The following is a 14470-nucleotide window of genomic DNA, read 5'->3' on the forward strand; positions in this document are numbered from 1 at the left end:
CATCAGTTAGCTATTTTCATTATACAGTATAAACACCGAAAAAAGGAACCTTTTACCATTCAAAATGTAAAAGATTCCTTAAGTTAATGACATTGTGAAAATACTGGACTTTCAAGGGTTTCACTAATTTCATTATTCTTCTTGGAATTATCTCTTGGAGAACTGCGGAGCGCGACGAGCCGCCTTGAGGCCGTACTGAAATTCTCTTAGCGCCGTTTTTCCTTGATTTTACGGGCTTTCCCGACTTTTCATTATTCAGTTATCCTATGTGGGGACCACGAAAAATAGCAATTTTTCAATCATCCGTGGCCTGACGAAAAGCACCATTTACCACGCCAAACAACTCCTCTGGCTTATTATACTTCACCTTTGCGTAGATGTCCATAGTTGTTTTGCTGTTTTCATGCCCTGCAAGGTACTGGACAGTCTTAGGGTCAACCCCGGAATACAGCAGGTTGGTGATATAGGTGTGACGCAGCAAATGTGGTGTCACATGGAAATCCAGTGTATACTGAATCTTGGGATTATTTTTCTGCGTCATCCCCAGTGACGGTGTGACGGTGTACTTGATGCTCTGCCCATTTACATATTTATAATAGTTACGCGCCTGAGTAGAGCGGACCACCACATACTGCCATACCCTTTGAAACTGTGAAGCGGATAACGCCTCCCCGTTGCTGTCGCAAATCACATATTCCGAAACAGAGGTTTCTTTGACTTCCCGCAGGCAATCTACCAAGCACTTGGGAATTGGTATGTCCCTCCGGGCTGCTTTCGTTTTTAATGTGGTGGAAATCACCGGTCGGTTATGTTCTGTGCGCCATGCTCGCCTTACAGATATGTAGGGAGTAGGTTCGTCCAGGAATACACAGTCCCATTGCAATGCAAGGATTTCTTCCCGACGTAGACCGGAATACAATCCAAGCACAATAAATAAGTGGGGAGGAAGTCCTTTGACCGTATCCAAAAGCACCTCTACCTGCTGATCTGTCAATGCCTCTTTCTTTTTCGCGGCCTTGCCACCCTTTCCCGATATGCCCACACAAGGGTTGCATTGAAGTATTCGGCTGCGCTCTGCCGAGTAAAAAACGCATTTGAGGAGCATATTCACCTTACTGTATAATCCCTCTGATTTTTTCGACAGCGGTACAAGCGCCAGCCGAATATCATCCGCTGTGACTTCCTCCATATACATCTCCCCCAGGGGCTTGATGATATAGTTCTTCATATCAGCGGTATAACCTCTCAATGTAGCAGCGGTCACTTTGGCAGACTGCATCAGCAGCCACTTCTCGCAATACTCAGCTACTGTTGGATGCTGCCGATGAAAGACAATCTCCTCCACCTGCCGCCGCGCTTCTAATTGTTTCTCATATAGTTCTTCGCAAGTGGCAGCATACAAACTCACCTGCTTGCCATCTGCATCCATAATCCGGGTTCTGTAATATTGGATTCCTTTTAACATGATGGTTCCGTACTTTGGAATCTCAGTTTTCTTTTTAGCCATTTTGGACCTTCCTTTCCTGAAATGTGCGGCCTATGTACCTACACTCCCTTTTTATCAGAAAGTCCCAATTTAATCAAAGATACGGCCAGCGTAAAGCAAAGAGCGAGACATCCTTGCCTCGCTCTTTCTGTGTTTTCTGTTTTATCTTATACAGCATCCCATTGGGCAAATGCACCGCCCATAGCTCTCACAAGTTGATCTGGCCTGTTGTATTTGACCTTGGCGTAAATGTCCATAGTGATTTTACTGTTTTCATGGCCTGCCAGGTATTGGACCGTTTTGGGGTCCACCGATGAATGAATCAGATTTGTGATATAAGTATGACGCAGCTGGTGCGGTGTAACTTCAAAATCCAGGCTGTAAACAACTTTGCCATTATGGGCTGCTTTTTCTCCGAGGACCGGTGTAACCGTATGCTTTACGCGCTTTCCATCTTCATACCGGTAATAGCAGCGTTCCTTAACCGTTCTGGTAACAATATACTGCCAAAGCCGCTTGAACTGCGTATAAGACAGTGGTTCACCATCTCGATTGGCAACCACATAGTCCGAAGTGGAAGTTGCCTTTGCTGCTCTTAAGCACTCTGCCAGACAAATGGGGAGGGGAATGTTTCTCTCCGCCGCTTTTGTCTTTAACTCGGTGAGAATAACCGGCCTGTTATGCTCTGTGTGCCATGCCCGCCTTACCGTCAGATATGGGGTGTCCGTATCCAGATATACAGAATCCCATTGTAACGCAAGGATTTCTTCCCGCCGCAATCCAGCATACAAGCCGAGCATAACAAACACATAAGGCGGTAAACCCCGAATAGCATCTAAAAGGCGTTCTGCTTGTTCATCTGTCAATGCCTGCCGTTCCGCTTGAGGAACACCCCCGCCCTTTGCATCCAAATACATAGTCGGATTTTCGTCAATCACATGGCTCTCTTTCGCTGCCCGGAAAATGGACTTATAAAGAATCACCACCGACTTGTAAACCGAAGCCGATTTTTTTGAAACAGGAACAAGTGCCAGCTGAATGTCATCCAATGTTACATCTGCCATCCGTTTTTGCCCCAGCTCTTTGATGATATGCCGCCGCACCTTAGATGTATAATCAGTCAGTGTGGTGGCACGAATATGAACCGACTGCATCAGCAGCCATTTTTCGCAATATTCAGCAACAGTGGGCGATTTCCGATGAAAAGTGGCATTGTCAATCTGCTCCAATGCCTCTATTTCTCTATCGTACAGTTCTTCAGGCGTTCTTGCATAAAGAGCGATGAGCTTTCCATTCGCATCTCTTATCCTGGTTCTGTAATACAGGACACCTCTTTTCATGACAGTGCCATATTCCGGAATTACAACTTTTCTTCTTGCCAATTCCGTCACCTCCTAAAAATAATCTCCAGCGCTGTATCTTTGTTTTACCAGATATACAGGGTTCCAGCAAGGATACGGAATGAGTCATGCTCTGGCACTTCGTGGTTTGCGGTACGTTGTCCCTTTTTCCACCGGCTTCGCACGATGGGTACATTTTGCGATATACTCCTGAAGGCCCGCATCAGTGAAGTATACGCAACCATTCTGCACATACTGAACATAGGCAATCAGACCGTTATTACGTGCGGCATCCAGCGTGGCAATACTGATCCCCAAAATTTTTGCAGCTTCTTTTCGTGTAATAAGTTTTTCCATGAAGCATATTCCCTCCAATCTGTCAAGTTTGTCATTGTGCTTTCAAAATCACATGAATACGCTGGCAGACGAAACTACCAGCGCATGGTATCTGATCTTGAAATAGAAAGCTATCACAGCAAAAAAGCCGAAGAATCACTTTCTAATTTATATATCTCTGCTTCTCGTCACATTTGCCACGCCCCCTGACGATGGGGACATAACAGGCCGCTCCCGGCAGAGCTGTCATAACTCCGCAGCGCCGTTTTACTCGTGCGCCGCAGGGTTCCCCCCAAGTCTTTGGCGGGCCGTGAGGAAGTATCTTTAAGCCCCCGCACCATCATCGCGCCCGGAACGCCATCTCCGGGTTTAAGGCTGGACGTAGATCGCTCGGATTGCCTGTCTGTCATCACCTCCTGCAAGCAACCGTCCTGGCGGCGCGCCTTTTCCGCTTCGATACGGGTTATGTACCTGTTATGCCGTATATTCAGTTGTCAAGCTGCAATGAGGGGCAAGAGGACTTGTCCCTTCAATGTGTAGGCATTGGGAAAAGCCGTTTGTCACCCTTGATTCAAAAATATTTTGATTTTTTTCAAACGTTTATAGATGACATTCCGGGAACAGTTCCACAGCCTTGCGACATCGGCCTGCCGGTATCCGTCCACAATGAGCAGGGTCAGCAGTTCCAGATCGTCCTCCGGCAATTTGCAGAGCCGCCGGTACAGCAGTTCATCCTCCAGGGAGGACAGCCAGCCAAACCGCCGGGAATCCACATCGCCGGTGTCCCAGGTGCAGGACAGGGATTCAAATTTTCGGAACAGGCAGGACTGCTCGCTCTCGTCCTCACACTGTTCGCTGGGAAGGGCCTGTACGCGGTTCTGATAGGTCCGCTGGCTGCAAAACCAGGTCCAGTCATATTCCTTCATCGCCGCGATCTGCCTATCGTCCATACCGGCTGCGCGGTATTCCTGTTCCAGCCGGGTCCATTCTGCATCAAACTTCCTTTTCTCATATCCATAGTGAAAGCCCATAGTTTTCCTCCATTTCGATTCAGGCGTGGTTGACGGGTGAATCGAATGGAGGCGGGGACCGGCAGCCGGGTCCCCACAAACAATGGAACCTATGAAATTGTCGGGCTATGTAGAAAAAGCGCGGGGCAGGGGGAGGTTTGTCGTTTCTTTTTCCCCATACAGTGCGCTTTTTGTCTTTTTTGCCAGAATATCCCTTCTTTTTGCCGAAAAAGGGCAGACAAAAACAGGGCGCAGATGATTGTTGCATCATCTGCGCCCTGAACGTATCGGTTATTCTGTTATTCAAGCCTCTGCCCCATAAGGGCAGAGATAGAGCAAAAGGGACGTTTACGCATAGACGGCCTCCATAAAATTAACCGCTATGCGACAAAGAAGGATTGGGTCAGCCGGGATTGCGGCACCTAATTACCTCACAACGGTATTCGGTTGTATCGCTTCAGGAATCTCCAAGGCTGATGCCGCTCCTTTCCCGTCCTATTTTCTGGCCCCGTCCGAGCCGATGGCGTAACCGTCAATGGTGGTATTGACCGCCATGGAACCGTCCGAATGGAAATAGTACCATTTACCGTCAATCTGTTTCCAGCCGCCAGTAAACATCCAGCCGTTATTATCCAGCCAGTACCATTTTTTATCGTCTTGCAGCCAGCCGGTGGCAGGTTTCCCGTTTTTCATGTACTGCCAGGAGCCGCTGTGGTTCTGCATCCAGCCCTGGGCGGTCTGCGGGTCAATGACAATCTCCACAAACCGCCGCAGGACGGTAGCGACCTCGGCGCGGGTGGCGGTTCCTTTCGGGTCAAAGCGGTTGCCGCCTTTTCCCGCCATGATGCCCGCCTGCTGCATGGCTTTGACTTCCTTTGCCGCCCAGCCGCTGATCTGCGCGTTGTCCGCAAAGGTCACAGCTTCATGGGCAGCCGGCAGGTCATAGCCCAGCTTTTTCGCGTAATTTGCCATAATGACCGCCATCTGTTCCCTGGTGATATTGGTGTCCGGGGAAAAGGTGGTGGCGGAGGTGCCGTTTACAATGCCTTTTTCTGCCGCCCAGTTCACATAAGGGGCATAGTAGGTGTCTGCTTTCACATCGGTAAATTTCCCGGTTTTGTAGCTGTTCGGGTCGATGTCCGCCAGCCGCCCCAGGGCGGTGACGAACATTCCCCGCGTCATGCCGGTGTCGGGGCTGAATTGGTTGTTACCAGTACCAGCGAGCAGCCCCCGGCTGGCTACGAAGATGATGTTATCCTCAGCCCAGTGGTTCTTAATGTCTGTAAAGACCGGGACAGGGTTCTTGTAGCCGATGCCGTAGATGCTGAAATGCCCGGTTTCAAAAACAACCGTACCCAGGTCAGGGTCATAGCTGGATTTTGTCAGCCATTCCACCTTGCCCTTGCCATCTACATAGACCGCATAGAGATTTCCGGTCTTTTCGTCCTTTGCCGGAGCATAAGGCAGACGGACAGCGATGGTGTGGCCGTCAAAATCGGTAATCGGCGTTTCTTTCCCGCCGGAGAGATACACCAGCGACAGGTCATAGACCGGCCTTGTGCCGATGGCAGCTTTGGCTTCTTTGGATAAACCGGACGGGTCTGTCTGTTTCACCCGGAAAATAACGTCCCCGTTTGCCGACAGGGTATCCAGCCATTTCAGCAGTTTTGTGTCCATTCCTCCAACAACCACGCCCTCAATGTTGATTTCCAGCCGCTTCACCTTTTCGCGGACGAGGGTGTTCAGGGTTTGGGCGTTAATAGTTACGTTAAAAGAGTTCTGTCCTTCTTTTGGCGTGACAGGAATGACAACCGCCACGCCGTTAGCGGTATTGCCGTTCTTTTTGGCGTCGTTCTTTGCCGTGTTGATGGCAGACTGGACAGTGCCGTTATCCACCGCCACATTCCCGTTTTTATCCGGTGTTGCCGGTTTGGTCTGGCTGATGGTAGGAGTGTCCGGCTTGGTTTCGTCGGGACGCGCTACAATCGTGGAGCCGCCGCCGGACGAACCATTGTCACCGCTGGAAGAACCGCCGCCGGATGAGGAACCTCCCCCGCCACCTGAACCGCCAGAGTTTCCGCCGCCGTTGCTGTTCCTTTCAAATACCGCTTTGACAGTCACATTTGCGGCGGGCATGGTAAAGCTGTTATTACTGATTGTCACGCCGCCGGAAATGACTTGCCATTCCTTGAAGTGATAGCCGCCGTCCGGTGTGGCGTTCAGGGTGATTTTTGTTCCTTTCTCCGCTGATGATGGGGAAGCGGAAGCTGTGCCACCTTTACCGGCCTGCACTGTTACGGTGTATTTAGCAGGCGGCAGGGGTTTACTGGTAATTGTCAGGGTTCCGTTCTCATAGACGATTCTGTCTTTGTAATTACCGCCCTCCGGGACTTCCGCTCCGCTGGCCGTGACCGTCACAGAGCCGGTTTTGGAGGTATCCGGGGCTTCGGCATAGGCTACGGTTGGCGGGGTTTTCAGGTTTTCACCTTGAACAAGGCCCGTGATGTTACAGTCTGCCGCAGAGAATACGGGGGCAGTTTCCCCCACATAAATCGTTTTGCTTGGGGCGGTAACTCTGATTTCCGCCTGTTCAATCACAACGGGAATCGTTGTGCTGCCAGTGTAGTTCCGATCCTCCGGGTCCACGGAAACGGTGAGGGTGTAGTTCCCGGCATTGACCGGGGCCGCATGGTTCGGGGTATCCCAGGTGTAGACAAAGCCATTTACGTTTACCGTCTTGCCGTCCACAGAGGCGGTGGCGGTCTGCTGGTATTCAATGGGACTGCCATTATAGGTACGCCCGGTCAGTGTCACGCCGGAAATGTCCACGGACTGCTTGTTGACGCTCCGCACGTTGATGGTGGCGGTCATATCCTCGAAGTTTTGGGTATGGATGGTAACGGTGATGGTTCCGATTTTAGTTTCGCTGTCGCTCTCCACCGCCTTAATGGGCAGGGTGAGGGTCTGGCCGTCAATCTTTGCGCCGCTGTCGTAGTAGCTGCCCAGATTGACCGGACCAAGCTCGTAGGTGACGGCGGTGCTGCCCAGGCTTATGCCCTCCGGCACATCGGGCCGCAGAGCGCCCAGGCCGTAGGTGTAAGTATGCTCCTGCTTATTGGCAACCGCCAGATCGCCGGTCTTGGGGGTGAGGGGCGCAGCTTTGCGGATGGTCACGCTGGCCGGGACCGCTCCTGCGGGCCGGGTCACAGTGTAATTCTCCGCGTCCGCGCCGGTGAGGGTCATTGCGGGCAGGGTGAGGTTGGTATAGGTTCCCGCGTTGGAGCCGTTCAGGGTTCCGGTCAGGCCGGTGGTATCAACGGATACGTCATCGCCGTTCAAGATTCCGTCCAGCGTCACGCCGGTGATCTGCACCGAATTGGTCCCGTCATAAGCCCTGCCCTCCGCCGTTGCTCCGGTGGCGGTCAGCGGGGCGGGAGTGACCTCGAAGATGACCATTTTAGTATAGATATTGCTTTCCGAGCCAGGCCATTTCACGGTAACGTCATACGAGTAACTCCCAACTGCCAGCGTCTCCGGCAGGGTAAAGCTGGCTCCCGTCCCCTCGGCAGTGCTTCCATTGGACCAGCTAAAAGTTGCCCCCGGCAGGGTGGAGGAACAGGTTAGCGTGATCGGCTTTCCATATTGCATAGTTTGGCCGTGGGCCGGCGTTGTGATCGTACCATCCGTTTTCGTATAGCCGCAGTTTTCACAGCTGCGCCGGATGGTAACAGCGTTCTCATTATGTTCCGGCGTCCACGAGCCGTAGGTATGCGCCTCTGTTTTGGTCCTGCCGCAGAACTGACAAGCAGTGATGTGATGCTCCCCGCCGCTGTCGGGCGTATAGGTGTACTGACAGTCCTCCGCAGCTCCCGCATACCCGCAGGCCAGACAGGTCATGTCGTGGGTTTCCGCGCCTTCATTCGGCGTGTACTCACAGACGCCCTCGCCGGTATGGTTGCACTTCTTCACCGTCACTGTGCCGGCCAGCGACTTATTGCCCAGCACACCCGTAAAGGGGGTTGTGCCGCTTTCGTCAAAATAGGCGTACCGGGTGTCGCCGCTGTGGGCCAGCAGGCCGCCGAGGGTGAGAGAGGAGGATTGGCTCACTATGACAATTGCCCCCGCCGTCCCGGAGTATTTTCCACCTGAGAGTTGAACAGACTGTGCATTGCTGACGGCCAATCCATAACCGCCGCCTGTGTTCTGTATGGTCACATTTTCGGTGACGGATAGAGATCCTCTCTCATCATTGACATTTACATCAGCATATTGCGATCCCACACCGGTAAAGGTTCCACCTTTCAGCGTGGCATTTCCCCCCACATCAAGAGCGGTGCCGCTTGCAGAAACAACCTCGCCCGCACCCTGAATGGTCACATTTGCGTTACTCAAAATGCTGATAGCTGTTCTACCAGTGCAGGTGATGGTATGCCCACCCAGGTCCAGGTTGCAGGTGATTTGGATGTCGAGTACTGGTGTTCGCGTCACATCCTTCAGCAGCGTAATGGTCGCGCCATCGTTTTCCGTTTTGAACGCATCCTCCAAATTGCCCACATAGGTGGTAGAGCCGTACTTCTCCACCTTCGCAACGGCGGAAATATTGACATTTACCGTCCCTGCCGCGTCCGCCATATTGTTATTCTCAACGAATTTCGCGGTGAGGGTGATTCCCGTGCCCGGGCCTCCCGCGGCAAGCAGCACATCGGCGGCGCTGACCTCCATGGTGTAGCTGCCGTCCACTGCGTCCACAGGCTCGGACACCTGGGTGTCATTCACAAACACCGCCATTTGGCCAGCGGCGGGCGCAGTGAGACTGGCCGCGAACATGGCGGAGTTGTCCGGGGCCTTCCCGGTAGCGGTGGGCGTGGCCTTGACGGTGATGGTGTCGCCGGCGGTGAAGTCTTTGGTTGGGGTTTCGCCTTTGTAGGTCTGCACCTTGCCCTCAGATAAGTCTGTGCCGGACTTCTGGAGCGTGATGGTTTTTGTGAATGTATTTGTATTATCGTTATTGTTTGTATAAGTAGCGGTATAGTGCAGATCGTCTGTCTTTGCAACCGCCAATGTCCAGCCACCGACCGTAAAGGTCTGCCCGCAAATCGTAACGCCTTTGCCCAGCTCGCCGGACAGCTTGGTTGCAATATCCGCCGTCCTGTCCTCCCCGGTATAGTGCCAGTCCTCCGGGACAGAGATCATATCCGCCGTCAGATTTTCGGTGGTGAACGCATTGCCGCCGCTTAATGTGCCGCTCCCGGAGAGGCTGGCCCCAAGGGGGATGTTCAGCGTATAGCCCCCAGGGACAGTATAGCTCCCGTCAAGGGTCACATCGCCGCAGACAGTGCCTGCGCCGTTCTCAAACACGATGCCGGTGGTTTTGTTGACGGTCGCCGCTGCGGTTGTGTTCCCGCCGTTGCCGATGGGAGCGCCCTCATAACCTTCCCAAGCGACCTCTGTGGGACTGGAAGCGTCCACAATGCCGCCGGAAATGGTGACGCTGCCGGTGCCGCCGGTACATCCGCCACTGGTGTACTGGGTGCTGTAATAGTACCCACCGCCGCCGCCAATGCCTGCGGCATAGTCGCCTCCAACGGCGGTCACTGTGCCGCCGCTGATGGTGACGGCGCCATCGCCGGATTTATAGCTGGAGTTCGGACTGGAAGTGCTGCCACCGCCGCCAATCCCTGCACCAAAGGAGCTGCCAGTGGCTTTTATCGTGCCGCCATAAATTTGGATATTGCTGCCGGTGCCTCCGTTCTTCCCGCCACCGCCGCCGATGCCCGCGCCGCCATATTGTGTGCCAGTGGACGCCGCTGTGACGCTGCCGCCATAGATGGTGATGTTGTCGCCAGTCCCACCGGCACCTTGTTGGCTACCACCGCCGCCTATCCCTGCGCCAGCGACGAACCCTTCGCCGCTGTTGGCGGTGACCGTGCCGCCCAAAATAATGACCGCACCGCTGCTGCCGCCATTTCCAGAGCTGGGGGTGCCGCCGCCGATACCCGCACTGCTACAGTAGCCGGACTGACCACCGCCGGTTGCGTTGATCACGCCGCCGTGAATGGTGATCGCGCCGCTGTCAGGGGCAGTTCCAGAGCCGCCGATGCCCGCGCTGGCGTTACTCTCATAAGTGGCTCCATTACGGAAAAACACACCTGTGGCGTTCAGCGTCCCTGTGCCGCCCGACTGGGCGTAGATGGTCAAACTGTTGTCGGTGGTCACCACAATGCCCTTTTGCGCGTCCAGGGTACAGCCGTCCGCCAGGATCAGGTTCACCGCCCCGGTGACAGTGATGGGTTCGGAAATGGTGACGGTGCTGTTGACCACATACCAGCCCGCGTCCCATGCCGTCATGCTGTCTGTCACAGGGGTGCAGCTATCGGCGGTTTTGGTTGTGTATGTAACCCCGCCGTTCCAGGACGCTTCCTGATAATTGACAGATTCCGCTATTGGATCGGGGTCGTTGGCCGCGTCCAGCGCCTCTTGCAGCGCATAGATGCGGGAGAGGTTGATCTCCTCCTGTTCGTCCTCGTTCAGCTCCCGGTAAAGGTCGAGGATATGGTCAAGCTGCCCGCGCACATCGTCCGCGTTATCCTCCGTCACCTGCTCCGGCAGGGCGGCGATCAAGTCCTCGATGGGGCAGATACGGCACTCATAAGTACACGGACTTCCTTCACTGTCCTCCGATTCCGGCTGGTAGCCGCAGGCATCGTCATGTTCCTGATGATGCTTGCAGATGCCGGTATCTTCCGGCTGTTTTGTATCTTCTTTTTCAGCTTTCCCTTTGCAGTCCGACAGGCCGGCATCCTCTGCGCCGCAGACCGGGCAGTCAGGATTGATTTGACCCTCTGTACAGAGGGTCAAACAAGAGCATTGCTCTTGTTTGATGATTCCTGTTTCCGGTTCCTCGTCGGCTTCGCCGCTGTCCTGCGGATTGCAGATTTCACACACATAGGTGCATGGTGTTCCCGGCGTACTTTCGGTGTAGCCGCACTCGCTGTCATGCTCATGCCGGCAGTCCAATTTTTCCGTAATACAGCCGCTTTCCCCATCGCAGATATGGGGGCAGTTTTCCGGCTCCCGTTCCTCTGCATTTGCCGGGGTAGCCTCGTTGTCCGATACGCTGTCCTCTGTTTCCTCTGGGTAACATTCCGGCGTATGCTCGTGGACGCACTCGGTCACTTCGGTGTAGCAGTCCTCTGTGTGTTCGTGGCCGCATGGCGTTCCCGGCGTTTCTTCCTTGTAGCCGCAATCGTCCGTATGCGCGGTGTGGTGTTCGCACAGCCCGGTTTCCGGCTGTCCTCTGTCTGCCACCGCATGAACCGGAGTTCCTGACATGGTGACGATCATCACCGCAGACAGCAGGAACGCCAGCGGCCTCCTTAACTTGTTTCTCATAAAATGCCCTCCTGATATTTTGAAAAATGTATGGTTCACAATTCCCTGTGCCTGGATGAACCCCGCGCCCTGGGCAGGCGCTTTTGGGTTTTGGGACGGGCGGCTCACAAAGCGTTTGTGTTTTGCGTCATAAGCTGCCCTCTGCGGCGCAGAAGCTGCCCAAAGGCTTTCTGCAAGGCGGGCAGGGCAACCGGCTTTCGCCCAAACCAGTCCGCGTTGTACCGGTAGGCGCGCAGGGCGAAGTCCAGGTCAGAAAACCAGAAAATCCGCGCCTTTGGCCGTTCCTCCCGCAGCAGTTCCACCACCTCCAGGCTGAACGTGCCGTCCTGCGCCACCACAAACAGGTCAAAATCTGGCCCGTCCCGCACCATGTTGCAAAAATCCTCCTGTCTGGCATAGGGGACGATCTCCGCAAAACGCAGGTATTCCCTGGCGCACCGGTCAAGCTGCCCTGACAGTGCTTTCAGTTCTCCGGGGTTTTCATTATAAAGTGCGATCCTCAATCCGGCTCCTCCTTTCCGCAGTATATAAAAATGAAAAAATGGCATCAAAAAAACCGACCCTTTTAAGGAATCGGTTATATATTTAGCATAGCGTTTTTCCCGTTCTTGTCAATAGGCTCTGCATGAGATGTCAAAAATCTGCATGAGATGTAGGTCAGGACGCTGAAAATATGGTATAATGGGTCTTGACAAACGAAGTCTTTTGTGTTAGGAGGCGAAAATGATGCGAATTGCCATTGCAGACGACCTTTCCGCAGACGCTGGGAAACTGCGGGAATTTATCTGCCGCTGGGCGCGGGAGCAGGGGATTGTCCTGGTTCCGGCCCCGGCAGTTTTTGAAAGCGGCGAAGCCCTGCTTGCAGGCTTTGCCCCGGATACCTTTGATGTGATTTTTCTGGATATTTATATGTCCGGCATGACCGGCATGGAAGCGGCGAAAAAAATCCGGGAGCAGGACGATGCCTGCCAGCTAATCTTTACGACAACCACCAGGGAATTTGCTGTGGACAGCTATGATGTGGCGGCGGCATTTTACCTGGTCAAGCCCTATTCCTATGAAAAGCTGGCACAGGCCCTGACCCGGTGCGGGGCAAAGCTTCTGGAACAGAACCAGTGTGTGATGGTTCCGGGCGCGGCAGGACAGCAGCCGCTCCTGCTTCACCAGATTACCCATACGGAATACTGCGGACGCTGTGTGGAAGTCCATATCACCAGCGGGGAAAAGATAACCGTCCCCATGCGGCAGGCGGATTTTGCGGCTTTGCTGCTGGACTATCCCTATTTCTGTGACTGTACGCGGGGCGTCCTGGTCAATTTCGAGCAGGTGGAGGAGCTGCTGGCTGACCGTTTTCTTTTGAAAAACGGGACAGCGGTTCCAATCAGCCGGTTAAAATACCGGGAGGTGCGGGAACAGTTTCTCGCTTTTACTTATGCCCGGATGAGAGGAGGGCATTAGAGATGGGAAATGATACCGTTCTCCGCCCTATGCTGGAGCTTTCGGTTATAATCCCCGGCGCTGTTTTGTGTTATCTGCCCATGAAAGGACACCTGAATGGAAAGGGCAGACGGATCGCTTTGTGGGGAATCCCCGCTCTGTTGCTGTGGGCTGTTGCGGGCGGCGCTGCCTGTTACAGATTCCGGTGGGATACGAACCTCTGGCTGGTTCCCTCGCTGGCGCTGTCTGCCCTGTTTTACTGCCGGACAATCACGCTGTCTTACTGGAAAACCGTCAGCGTATTTCTGGCGGTCTGCGGGACGTTTTCCACTTTGAGAAATCTGGCAGTCCTGGCGGACGCCCTGCTTTCGCCCAAAAGCGGCCCTGTGGTTTTTTCTCTGGGCGGGGCAGCGGCCTATGCCCTGTTTTGCTGGACGCTGCTGGGGCTTATGTGGTATCCGGCCACCCATGCCGCAAGATGGCTTCTGGATGAAATTGAAATGCCAGGGACATGGTATGTATTCTGGATTCTTCCGGTGGTGTTCCTGAGCCTGAACATTGTCATGCGGCCCCAGGAATATTCCACTCTTTACACAAACCGAGTTATGATGTTTTATCCGGTTCTGATGCTGGCGCTTCTGGCGCTGCTGCTGTTTTGTTACGCGCTGTTTTACTGGATGGCAAGGGGGCTGACAAAGAATATGCGTCTGACGCAGGAGAACCGTTTTTTGCAGATGCAGGCCGCCCAGTACCGCATCCTGCAAAAGAGCATTGAGGACACCCGGCGCGCCCGCCATGATCTGCGCCAGCATTTCAAGGCATTGCAGGGCTGTGTGGAGAGCGGTGATATAGACAGGGTTGCGGAGTATGTGAAAGCCTATGGGGAAAGCCTGCCGCCGGATGCAGTCCGCCGGTTCTGCAAAAATTATGCGGTGGATGCCGTACTGCATTACTATGGGGAGCAGGCGGTGAGGCAGCAGACAGATATGGAGGTTTCTGTCCAGATGGAGGAAGAAACCATCATCCCACAGCCGGAGTTCTGCGCCCTTTTGGGGAACCTGCTGGAAAACGCCATTGATGCCTGCGCCGGTTCCAAAGCGCCCCGCATCATTCGCCTGCATATCCGCCAGCAGGGAAAGCAGGCCCTTTATCTGACGCTGGACAATACCAGCGACCAGCCGCCAAAGTCCGATGACGGGCGGTTCCTTTCCTCCAGTCACGATGGCTTTGGCGTTGGGACGGAATCGGTACGGGTGACTGTGGAGCGTTACAGCGGCGATACCCGCTTTGAATGGAAAGACGGGATGTTTTATGTTTCGGTCATGTTATCTGCTCAAAACAAGCCTTGACAGATACCCCAAGCCTCCGAAGTGCGTGGGTTGTCCCAGAGTGCGGGACAACGTGGCAAGCAATGCCCCAGGATAGCCATCCGGCTCCTGGCGCTGCTTGTTGGGGATTCCCCAAGCCCC

At 54.0% G+C, this 14470-nt stretch carries 8 protein-coding genes; 2 read left to right on the forward strand and 6 right to left on the reverse strand.

Annotation, left to right across the window (positions count from 1 at the left end; all coding sequences use genetic code 11):
- Positions 1-295: 295 nt before the first annotated feature.
- The 6 genes from ACTO17_RS18440 to ACTO17_RS18465 form a co-directional block, all read right to left on the reverse strand.
- A complete protein-coding gene (locus ACTO17_RS18440) occupies positions 296-1507 on the reverse strand; it encodes a tyrosine-type recombinase/integrase (RefSeq protein ID WP_121707844.1) in 1212 nt (403 codons plus the stop codon).
- Between the two features lie 146 nt (positions 1508-1653).
- On the reverse strand, positions 1654-2868 hold the full coding sequence (locus tag ACTO17_RS18445) for a tyrosine-type recombinase/integrase (protein WP_121707845.1): 1215 nt from the start codon (positions 2866-2868) through the stop codon (positions 1654-1656).
- Between the two features lie 84 nt (positions 2869-2952).
- Positions 2953-3183, reverse strand: a complete 231-nt coding sequence (locus ACTO17_RS18450; protein WP_120420548.1) for a MerR family transcriptional regulator — start codon at positions 3181-3183, stop codon at positions 2953-2955.
- A gap of 539 nt (positions 3184-3722) precedes the next feature.
- Positions 3723-4193 (reverse strand): hypothetical protein, encoded by a 471-nt coding sequence (locus ACTO17_RS18455; protein WP_004070809.1) that lies wholly within the window; start codon positions 4191-4193, stop codon positions 3723-3725.
- A gap of 474 nt (positions 4194-4667) precedes the next feature.
- Positions 4668-11564, reverse strand: coding sequence for an S-layer homology domain-containing protein (locus ACTO17_RS18460; protein WP_482558970.1), 6897 nt, complete (start codon positions 11562-11564; stop codon positions 4668-4670).
- 104 nt (positions 11565-11668) lie between these two features.
- On the reverse strand, positions 11669-12067 hold the full coding sequence (locus ACTO17_RS18465; RefSeq protein ID WP_482558971.1) for a hypothetical protein: 399 nt from the start codon (positions 12065-12067) through the stop codon (positions 11669-11671).
- A gap of 220 nt (positions 12068-12287) precedes the next feature.
- Here ACTO17_RS18465 and ACTO17_RS18470 point away from each other — a divergent pair, with 220 nt between their 5' ends.
- Positions 12288-13022, forward strand: coding sequence for a LytR/AlgR family response regulator transcription factor (locus tag ACTO17_RS18470; protein ID WP_004056627.1), 735 nt, complete (start codon positions 12288-12290; stop codon positions 13020-13022).
- A 2-nt stretch (positions 13023-13024) separates the two neighbouring features.
- Positions 13025-14350 (forward strand): GHKL domain-containing protein, encoded by a 1326-nt coding sequence (locus tag ACTO17_RS18475; RefSeq protein WP_482558972.1) that lies wholly within the window; start codon positions 13025-13027, stop codon positions 14348-14350.
- Positions 14351-14470: the final 120 nt, after the last annotated feature.

This window comes from Petralouisia sp., assembly GCF_056822245.1.

Excerpts from the sequence above, each read along its gene's own strand:
- ACTO17_RS18440 (WP_121707844.1), bottom strand. The coding sequence starts at position 1,507 with ATGGCTAAAAAGAAAACTGAGATTCCAAAGTACGGAACCATCATGTTA.
- ACTO17_RS18450 (WP_120420548.1), bottom strand. The coding sequence starts at position 3,183 with ATGGAAAAACTTATTACACGAAAAGAAGCTGCAAAAATTTTGGGGATC.
- ACTO17_RS18455 (WP_004070809.1), bottom strand. The coding sequence starts at position 4,193 with ATGGGCTTTCACTATGGATATGAGAAAAGGAAGTTTGATGCAGAATGG.
- ACTO17_RS18460 (WP_482558970.1), bottom strand. The coding sequence starts at position 11,564 with ATGAGAAACAAGTTAAGGAGGCCGCTGGCGTTCCTGCTGTCTGCGGTG.
- ACTO17_RS18470 (WP_004056627.1), top strand. The coding sequence starts at position 12,288 with ATGATGCGAATTGCCATTGCAGACGACCTTTCCGCAGACGCTGGGAAA.
- ACTO17_RS18475 (WP_482558972.1), top strand. The coding sequence starts at position 13,025 with ATGGGAAATGATACCGTTCTCCGCCCTATGCTGGAGCTTTCGGTTATA.